Origin of the sequence: Isoptericola nanjingensis, assembly GCF_050311635.1 — a bacterium.
GTDB classification, from domain to species: domain Bacteria; phylum Actinomycetota; class Actinomycetes; order Actinomycetales; family Cellulomonadaceae; genus Isoptericola; species Isoptericola nanjingensis.
In genome coordinates this window covers 344,661-352,764 of the sequence record NZ_JBNOZL010000008.1, presented here as the reverse complement: position 1 = coordinate 352,764, position 8,104 = coordinate 344,661, and the positions used below count along the sequence as shown (strand labels likewise).

Here is an 8,104-nt window from a genome sequence, read left to right as displayed (position 1 = left end):
GGACGAGGCCGCACTGGATGCGGCCTCGTCCGGGCCTCTCTATCTCGGCGGGTTCGCTTCTCTATCTCGGCGTGGTGCGCTCCGCGGTGTCCACGACGTTGGCCAGCAGCATGGCGCGCGTCATCGGCCCGACGCCGCCCGGGTTGGGCGAGTACCAGGACGCGACCTCGCGCGCGGCCGGGTCGATGTCGCCCACCACGCGCGACTTGCCCGTCTCCGGGTCGGTCTCCCGGGAGACGCCGACGTCGACGAGCACCGCGCCCGGCTTGACCATGTCCGCCGTGACGATCCCCTTGACGCCGGCCGCCGCCACGACGACATCGGCCCGCTTCACGAGGGCCGGCAGGTCGGTGGTGCCCGTGTGGGTGAGCGTGACCGTCGCGTTGACGGCGCGCCGCGTGAGCAGCAGGCCGATCGAGCGGCCGACGGTCACGCCGCGGCCCACCACGACGACCTCCTTGCCCTGGAGGTCGACGTCGTGCCGCAGCAGCAGGTCGATGATGCCGCGGGGCGTGCAGGGCAGCGGGGAGGTGACCTCCTCGTTGACGCGCAGCACGAGGCGCCCGAGGTTGGTCGGGTGCAGGCCGTCGGCGTCCTTGTCCGGGTCGATCAGCTCGAGCACGCGGTTGGTGTCGACACCCTTCGGCAGCGGGAGCTGCACGATGAACCCGGTGCACGCCGGGTCCTCGTTGAGCCGCCGCACGGCCGCCTCGATCTCGTCCTGCGTGGCCGTGGCGGGAAGGTCCTCGCGGATCGACTCGATGCCGACCTCCGCGCAGTCCCGGTGCTTGCCGGCGACGTACCACTGCGAGCCCGGGTCCTCGCCCACGAGCAGCGTGCCGAGCCCCGGCACGACGCCGCGCTCGCGCAGAGCGGTCACCCGCTCGCGCAGCTCGGCCTTGATCGTGGCCGCGGTGGCCTTGCCGTCCAGGACCTGCGCGGTCACTGGGACAGCCCGGGGTAGAGCGGGAAGTCGGCCGTGAGCTTCGCGACGCGGGCCGCGAGCGCGTCGACGTCGGCCGAGGCGCCGTCCCGCAGGGCGACGGCGATGATGTCGGCGACCTCGGTGAACTCGGCGTCGCCGAACCCGCGGGTGGCGAGCGCCGGCGTGCCGATCCGCAGTCCGGAGGTGACGCGCGGCGGGCGCGGGTCGAACGGCACGGCGTTGCGGTTCACGGTGATGCCGGCGTCGTGCAGGAGGTCCTCGGCCTGCTGGCCGTCGAGCGAGGAGTTCCGCAGGTCGACGAGCACCAGGTGCACGTCGGTGCCGCCGGTGAGGACGGACACCCCCTGCTCGGCGACGTCCGCCTGCGACAGCCGCTCCGCGATGATCTGCGCGCCGCGCAGCGTGCGCTCCTGGCGGTCCTTGAACTCGTCGGTGCCGGCGACCTTGAACGCCACGGCCTTGGCCGCGATCACGTGCATGAGCGGGCCGCCCTGCTGACCCGGGAACACGGCCGAGTTGATCTTCTTGGCGTGCTCCTCCTTGCTCAGGATGAAGCCGGAGCGGGGCCCGCCGATGGTCTTGTGCACCGTGGAGGACACGACGTCCGCGTGCGGCACGGGGCTCGGGTGCAGGCCCGCGGCCACGAGGCCGGCGAAGTGCGCCATGTCGACCCACAGCTTGGCGCCGACCTCGTCCGCGACGTCGCGGAAGGCGGCGAAGTCGAGGTGGCGGGGGTAGGCGGACCAGCCGGCGATGATGACGTCCGGGCGGTGCTCGAGGGCGCGCTTGCGGACCTCGTCCATCTCGATCCGGTACGACTGCGGGTCCACGCCGTAGGCGCCGACGTCGTAGAGCTTGCCGGAGAAGTTGATCTTCATGCCGTGCGTGAGGTGGCCGCCGTGGGCCAGCTCGAGGCCGAGGATCTTGTCGCCCGCGTTGATGAGGGCGTGCAGCACGGCCGCGTTGGCCTGCGCGCCGGAGTGCGGCTGGACGTTGGCGGCCTCGGCGCCGAAAAGGTCCTTGGCACGGGCGATCGCGAGGTTCTCCGCGATGTCGACCTGCTCGCAGCCGCCGTAGTAGCGGCGGCCCGGGTAGCCCTCGGCGTACTTGTTGGTCAGGACGCTGCCCTGCGCCTGCAGGACCGCGCGCGGCACGAAGTTCTCGCTCGCGATCATCTCGAGGGTGTCGCGCTGACGGGTCAGCTCGCCCTCGAGGACGGCGGCGATCTCGGGGTCGAGCTCCGCCAGGGGCGCGTTGAACGTGGGATCGGGAGTGCTCATCAGGCGTTCTCCAGCTGTGTCGGACGGACGTGTCGGACGACGACCGGGCCCAGGCGAACGACCCGTCGTCTGCACAGCGCGTCGCTCCCCGGTGGTGATCCACCTGTACGCCAGTCGCGACCCTCGCGATCCTAGCCGATCGACCCGCCCCGGGTCCTCGGCGACCACGGCGTCGCGCCTCCCTCGCCGGCCCCGCGCTCCCCCGCGACCCCGAGGATTCTCCCGCCGCCGTCTTCATCGTTGCAGAGGCGTGACCTGGGCCACTTGACCACGCTGCCCGAGCCGTGTCAGATTGGGCGCCGTCGATGGTTCTTCATCGATGTAAACCGCATCGGGGCGACGCCGCGCCGGAGCGGCCCGGATCTCCCCGAGAGGACCCCGTGATGAGGAAGTCACGACTGATCGCCGGCATCGCCACCGCCCTGGTGGCCGCCAGCACCCTCGCCGCCTGCGGCTCCGGCGGCGGGAGCGGCACCGACGACGGCACGCTCACGTTCATGTTCCGCGGTGGCGACGACGAGAAGAAGGCCTACCAGGAGGCCATCGACCGCTTCACCGAGGACACCGGTGTGAAGGTCAAGATGATCGTCACCTCGGCGGACCAGTACGCCCAGAAGCTCCAGGCCGCCGTCGCGGGCAACAAGGTGCCCGACGTCTTCTACATCGAGCAGGCCAGCCTCCAGTCCTACGTGAGCTCGGGCGTCCTCATGGACATCACGGACCAGGTCGCCGAGCAGGGGGTCGACCTCGACAACATCTGGCCGTACGGCGTCGACTCCTACCGGTTCGACGGCACCACCCAGGGCACCCCCGGGGGCAAGCTCTACGGGCTGCCCAAGGACATCGGCCCGTTCGCGTTCGGCTACAACGCCGACCTGCTCGAGAAGGCCGGGGTCGAGCGGCCCGACCCGGACGAGCCCCTCACCTGGGACGAGTGGCTGAAGATCTGCAAGAAGCTCACCCAGGACACCGACGGCGACGGCGAGACCGACCAGTGGGGCACCGGCCTCAACGTGCAGTGGAACTCGCAGTCCTTCGTGTGGAGCAACGGCGGCGACTGGACCAACGAGGACCACACGCAGGTCACCGTCGACACCCCGGAGTTCGCCGAGGCGATCCAGTTCATCGCCGACCTCACCGAGCAGGGCGTCACCCCGAACCCCGAGCAGGCGCAGACGCTCGACACCTACCAGCGCTTCATGGCCGGGGAGATCGGCTTCTTCCCCGTCGGCCCGTGGGACATGAGCGTCTACAACGACCTCGACTTCGAGTACGACCTCATGCCCTGGCCCGTCGGCAGGACCGGCGAGCCCGCCACCTGGGTCGGCTCGCTCGGCATCGGCGTCTCGAACACCACGGACCTGCCCGAGGACGCGGTGAAGCTGGCCACCTACCTGTCCACCGACGAGGCCGCGCAGCAGACGCTCGTCGACGCCAACGTCCAGATCCCGAACCGGATCGACACGGCGCAGGAGTGGGCCGCCGAGGTCGAGGAGGACGACTCGCTGAAGCCCAGGAACCGCCAGGAGTTCCTCGACATCGCCGAGGACTACGGGCGCGAGATGCCGGCGTCGTTCACCTACGGCGCCGAGTGGTACGACGAGCTCTGGGTCGGCATCCAGCCGGTGCTGGACGGCAAGCAGAAGGCGGCCGACTACCTCGCCGAGGTGCAGCCGCGCATGCAGGAGCTGCTCGACCAGTCAAACGCCCAGGCGGAGCAGGCCGCGGCGGCGGGCTCCGCGCCCTGATCCGGCCCCTGACCTGATCCCGCGGTGCGGCCGCCCCTCCCGGGCGGCCGCACCGCACCGCCCCCGCACGTCCCCCTCGCACGTCCCTGGACGAAGGAGTCTGCGATGACGTCCACCGCCACGCCGGCCACGGCCGGCACCCGCCCCCCGGCGCCGGACCCCGCCCCCGCGCCGCCACGACGCGGCGGGACCTCGCGGCTCCACCGCACCGAGAAGAGGTGGGCGCTGCTGTTCGTCGCGGCGCCCGTGCTCGGCTACCTGCTCTTCATCCTCTACCCCACGCTCTTCGCGCTGTACGCGTCGCTGACCCGGTGGAACGGGCTGGGGCCGATGCAGTTCATCGGGCTCGACAACTACGTCGCCCTGCTGGGTGACGAGCGGTTCCGCCAGACCTTGTTCAACACGTTCTTCTACATGATCGGCATCCCGATCGGGCTGGCGATCTCGCTCGCGCTCGCCGTGATGATGAACCGGAAGATCTTCGGTCGCGCGGCGTTCCGGGCCATCTACTACGTCCCCGTGATCTCGTCCATCGCCGCGATCGCGATCCTGTGGCAGTGGGCCTACAACGGCGACTTCGGCCTGGTGAACCAGTTCCTGGGGCTCTTCGGGATCGACGGCCCGAACTGGCTGGCCGACCCGGTCTGGGCCAAGCCCGCGATCATCATGATGGCGGTCTGGAAGGGGCTCGGGTACTCGATGCTGCTGTACCTGGCCGCGATCCAGTCCGTGCCCCGCTCCCTCTACGAGGCCGCCGAGCTCGACGGCGCCGGCGGCTGGCAGAAGTTCCGCTCCATCACGCTGCCGATGGTGCAGCCGGTGACGTTCTTCCTCATCGTCACGCAGGTCATCGGCGGCGCGATGATCTTCATCGAGATCCAGATCATGACGCCCACCGGCGGGCCGGAGTACTCCACGGCCTCCGTCGTCTACCACATCTGGCTCCAGGCGTTCCGGTACCAGCAGATGGGCTACGCCACGGCGATGTCGGTGGTGCTCGGGCTCCTCATCCTCGTCATCACGCTCATCCAGTTCCGGCTGAACCGGCGCAACGCCGGCTTCGTCGTCGACTGAGGCCAGGGAGACACCATGACCACCACGACGCCCGCTCCCACGACCGCCACCACGACCGGCGCCCCGCCGGGCACGCGCCTCGGCCGTTCGGCACGCTCGCGCCTCACCGACACGATCGTGTGGGTCGTCCTCGCGGCGGGTGCGGTCTTCATGATCGCCCCGCTCGTGTGGATGCTCTCCACGTCCCTGAAGACGAAGCTCGAGGTCTTCGCCCTGCCCCCGGTGTGGATCCCGGAGGTCCCCCAGTGGGACACCTACGTCCGCATGTGGACGGACTCCTACGTCCTCGACGGCATCAAGAACAGCCTCGTCGTGTCGCTGAGCGTCACGGTGATCGGGACGTTCACCTGCTCGCTGGCGGCGTTCGCCCTCGCCAAGATGCGGATGCCGTTCAAGAACGCGATCTTCATCGGCCTGCTCACCGGCATCATGATCCCGTTCCCGACGATCATGATCCCGCAGTTCGTGATGTTCTCGAAGATCGGCTGGGTGGACACGCTGTGGCCCCTGATCGTGCCGGCGATCTTCGGCAACATCGTGATGATCTTCTTCCTGCGCCAGTACCTGTCGAGCGTGCCGGACTCCCTCGTCGAGGCGGCCAAGATCGACGGCGCCTCCTACTGGCAGATCTTCTGGCGCATGATCATGCCGATCATCCGGCCCGCCGTCGCCGCCCAGTTCATCCTGTGGTTCATGGCGGTCTGGAACGACTACCTGGCGCCGATCCTGTACCTGAACACCCCCGAGAAGCAGACGCTGCAGGTGGTCATCGCGAACATGAACGTCCAGTACGCGACCCAGCGCGACTACCCGCTGATCATGGCCGCGTCCGTCGTCGCCGTGCTGCCCATCCTCGTGGTCTTCCTGATCTTCCAGCGGCAGATCATCGAGTCCGTCGCCCTCACCGGCACGAAGGGTTGACGATGACGGACACCACGACGGACACCACGACGGACACCACGACGGACACCGCCCTCGACACCGCGGCCTGGCGCGGCCGCCACGTGCACGACCCCACCGCCGTGCGGGACGACGACGGCGTCTACTGGCTCTTCTCCACGGACGCGCGCTCCGACGGCCCCGTGCGCGGGGGCGTGCAGGTGCGCCGCTCGACGGACCTCGTGACCTGGGACTTCCACGGCTGGGCGCTGCCGGGCGTGCCCGCGCCCGCGGCGGCGTGGTCGGGCGCCGAGGGCCTGTGGGCGCCCGAGGTCGTGCGGGTCGGCACCCCGGCGGGCAGCACCTGGCGCATGTACTACTCGGCCTCGACGTTCGGCTCGCGCCGGTCGGCGATCGGCCTGGCCGAGGCGCCGCACCCGGCGGGCCCGTGGACCGACCGCGGTGTCGTTTTGTCGAGCGACCACGCCGACCCGCCCGCGGGGCTCGGCCACCCCAACGCCATCGACGCCAACGTCGTGACCGAGGCGGACGGGACGCAGTGGCTCGTGTACGGGTCGTTCTTCGGCGGGATCCACGCGCTCCCCCTCGACGCCGCGACCGGGTTCGTGGCCGACGGGTTCGCGCCCGCGCCGGGCGAGCTGCACGCCGCGCCGGGCCGCCTCCTGGCGCACCGGGCGCGGGCGGCCGACAGCGCGGTCGAGGGGGCGTACGTGCTCCCCCGGCCCGGCGGCGGCTGGGCACTGCTCGTCTCCTACGACTCGCTCGGGGGCAGCTATCACCTCCGGGCGGCCGTGGGCGACGCCGTCCCCGGCCCGTACCGTGACCGCGCCGGCCGCCTCATGACCGACGTCGACGCCGACCCGTGGGCCGTCGGCGTGCCCGTGCTGTCCGGGCACCGGCTCGCCGGAGGCCCGGGGATCCTCGCGCCCGGCCACGCGTCCGTGCTCACCGAGCGGGTGCCCGCCGCGGCCCCCGAGGCGGGCTCGCACGTGCGCCAGCTCCTGGTGCACCACGTCCGCGACGCCGACGCCCCCACCGAGCACCGGCTCCAGGTGCGGCGGCTGGTGTGGACGCACGACGGCTGGCCGCTCGTCGCCCCGCAGCCCTGGGCCGGCGCCGCACGGGAGGTGGACGACGTCTCGCGCTGGCCGGCCGACGCGGCCGTCCTCGACGGCACGTGGGAGCGCCTCACGCCGGGCACCGACCCGAGGCACGTGCAGGACGGCGTCGTCGGGCCGCTGGAGGCCCGGACCGCGGTGCGCGCCCTGGGCGGAGGACGCTTCGCCTGGACCGCCCCCGACGGCGCGGCCGTCTCCGCCGTCGTGCACCCGGCATGGGACGGCGTGCGCGGCCGCGCCACCCTGTGCCTCGAGGCGCTCGACGACACGGGTCGCGTCACCGTCGCGACGAGGCTCCCGTGACGGCCCCCGCACCGGCACCCACCGGACCTGCGGAGGGCGCCGTGCGCGCCGCCGTCGCCGAGGCGGAGGTGCCCGGCTGGGCGGGCGGCGTGATGCTCGCGCTGCGCTGGGCGACGCTCCTCGTCGAGGTCTCCGCCATGGTGGTGCTGGGCACCCTCGCCGGGGGCGTGCTGCTCGGCCTCGGCCCGGCGCTGCGCGCGGGCGGCGTCGTCGTCGCCCGGATGACGGCGGAGCCCGCGCCGTGGCGGACGTTCTGGCGCACGTGGCGCGACGGGTTCGGCCGCACCGCCGCGCTCTTCGCGCCCGTCTGGGCGGTCGCCGGGCTGCTGTGGCTCGACGGCGCGGCGCTGGGCCTGCTCGGCGGCTCGGGCCTCCTCGGCGGACCCGGTCGCGCGGTCCTCACCGGGGGCCTGCTGGCCGTCGGGGCGTGGGGCGCCGTCGTCCTCGCCTGCTGGCCGGTGGTGGTGGCGCGGTACGCGAGCGGGCCCGTGGCGACCTGGCGGCTCCTGCTGCTGCTCCCCCTGCTCGGCCCGGCGACGTCGCTCGCGGTCCTCGTGGTGGCCGCGGCCCTGCTCGCCGCCGCCTGGGCGCTGCCGCTCCTGGCCGTGCTGGTCGGCCCCGGCTTCTGGCTGTGGGCCACCGGCCGCCTCGCCGCCGACCGGCTCGACCGGATCGACGCCGAGGTCTCGGGGGGCCCCGCGGCCTGACCGAGTTTCACAAGAACTCTTGTACAAC

7 protein-coding genes and 1 riboswitch are annotated in these 8,104 nt (G+C 72.0%); of the genes, 5 read left to right on the top strand and 2 right to left on the bottom strand.

The features are described 5' to 3' along the window. Positions 1-61: 61 nt before the first annotated feature. Positions 62-946 (bottom strand): bifunctional methylenetetrahydrofolate dehydrogenase/methenyltetrahydrofolate cyclohydrolase, encoded by an 885-nt coding sequence (locus ACQP6G_RS17880; RefSeq protein ID WP_429766279.1) that lies wholly within the window; start codon positions 944-946, stop codon positions 62-64. Beyond that, positions 943-2,226 (bottom strand): serine hydroxymethyltransferase, encoded by a 1,284-nt coding sequence (gene glyA / locus ACQP6G_RS17875; RefSeq protein ID WP_429766278.1) that lies wholly within the window; start codon positions 2,224-2,226, stop codon positions 943-945. Before glyA ends, ACQP6G_RS17880 begins: the two co-directional genes overlap by 4 nt. A gap of 40 nt (positions 2,227-2,266) precedes the next feature. Beyond that, positions 2,267-2,354, bottom strand: a riboswitch (ZMP/ZTP riboswitch). A gap of 255 nt (positions 2,355-2,609) precedes the next feature. Here glyA and ACQP6G_RS17870 point away from each other — a divergent pair. The 5 genes from ACQP6G_RS17870 to ACQP6G_RS17850 all read left to right on the top strand — a co-directional run bounded on the left by ACQP6G_RS17870 (position 2,610) and on the right by ACQP6G_RS17850 (position 8,076). Then, complete coding sequence (locus ACQP6G_RS17870; protein ID WP_429766277.1) at positions 2,610-3,974, top strand: ABC transporter substrate-binding protein; 1,365 nt, start codon at positions 2,610-2,612, stop codon at positions 3,972-3,974. A gap of 105 nt (positions 3,975-4,079) precedes the next feature. Next, positions 4,080-5,048, top strand: coding sequence for a carbohydrate ABC transporter permease (locus ACQP6G_RS17865; protein WP_429766276.1), 969 nt, complete (start codon positions 4,080-4,082; stop codon positions 5,046-5,048). 15 nt (positions 5,049-5,063) lie between these two features. Next, complete coding sequence (locus ACQP6G_RS17860; RefSeq protein WP_429766274.1) at positions 5,064-5,969, top strand: carbohydrate ABC transporter permease; 906 nt, start codon at positions 5,064-5,066, stop codon at positions 5,967-5,969. Positions 5,970-5,971: 2 nt separating this feature from the next. Next, a complete protein-coding gene (locus ACQP6G_RS17855; RefSeq protein ID WP_429766273.1) occupies positions 5,972-7,369 on the top strand; it encodes an arabinan endo-1,5-alpha-L-arabinosidase in 1,398 nt (465 codons plus the stop codon). Next, complete coding sequence (locus ACQP6G_RS17850) at positions 7,366-8,076, top strand: DUF624 domain-containing protein (RefSeq protein WP_429766271.1); 711 nt, start codon at positions 7,366-7,368, stop codon at positions 8,074-8,076. The genes ACQP6G_RS17855 and ACQP6G_RS17850 overlap by 4 nt, the downstream gene beginning before the upstream one ends. The last annotated feature ends 28 nt before the right edge of the window (positions 8,077-8,104 follow it).

What these genes read in the sequence shown, in the direction of transcription:
- glyA (WP_429766278.1), bottom strand. Translation starts at nt 2,226, where the DNA reads ATGAGCACTCCCGATCCCACGTTCAACGCGCCCCTGGCGGAGCTCGAC.
- ACQP6G_RS17870 (WP_429766277.1), top strand. Translation starts at nt 2,610, where the DNA reads ATGAGGAAGTCACGACTGATCGCCGGCATCGCCACCGCCCTGGTGGCC.
- ACQP6G_RS17865 (WP_429766276.1), top strand. Translation starts at nt 4,080, where the DNA reads ATGACGTCCACCGCCACGCCGGCCACGGCCGGCACCCGCCCCCCGGCG.
- ACQP6G_RS17860 (WP_429766274.1), top strand. Translation starts at nt 5,064, where the DNA reads ATGACCACCACGACGCCCGCTCCCACGACCGCCACCACGACCGGCGCC.
- ACQP6G_RS17855 (WP_429766273.1), top strand. Translation starts at nt 5,972, where the DNA reads ATGACGGACACCACGACGGACACCACGACGGACACCACGACGGACACC.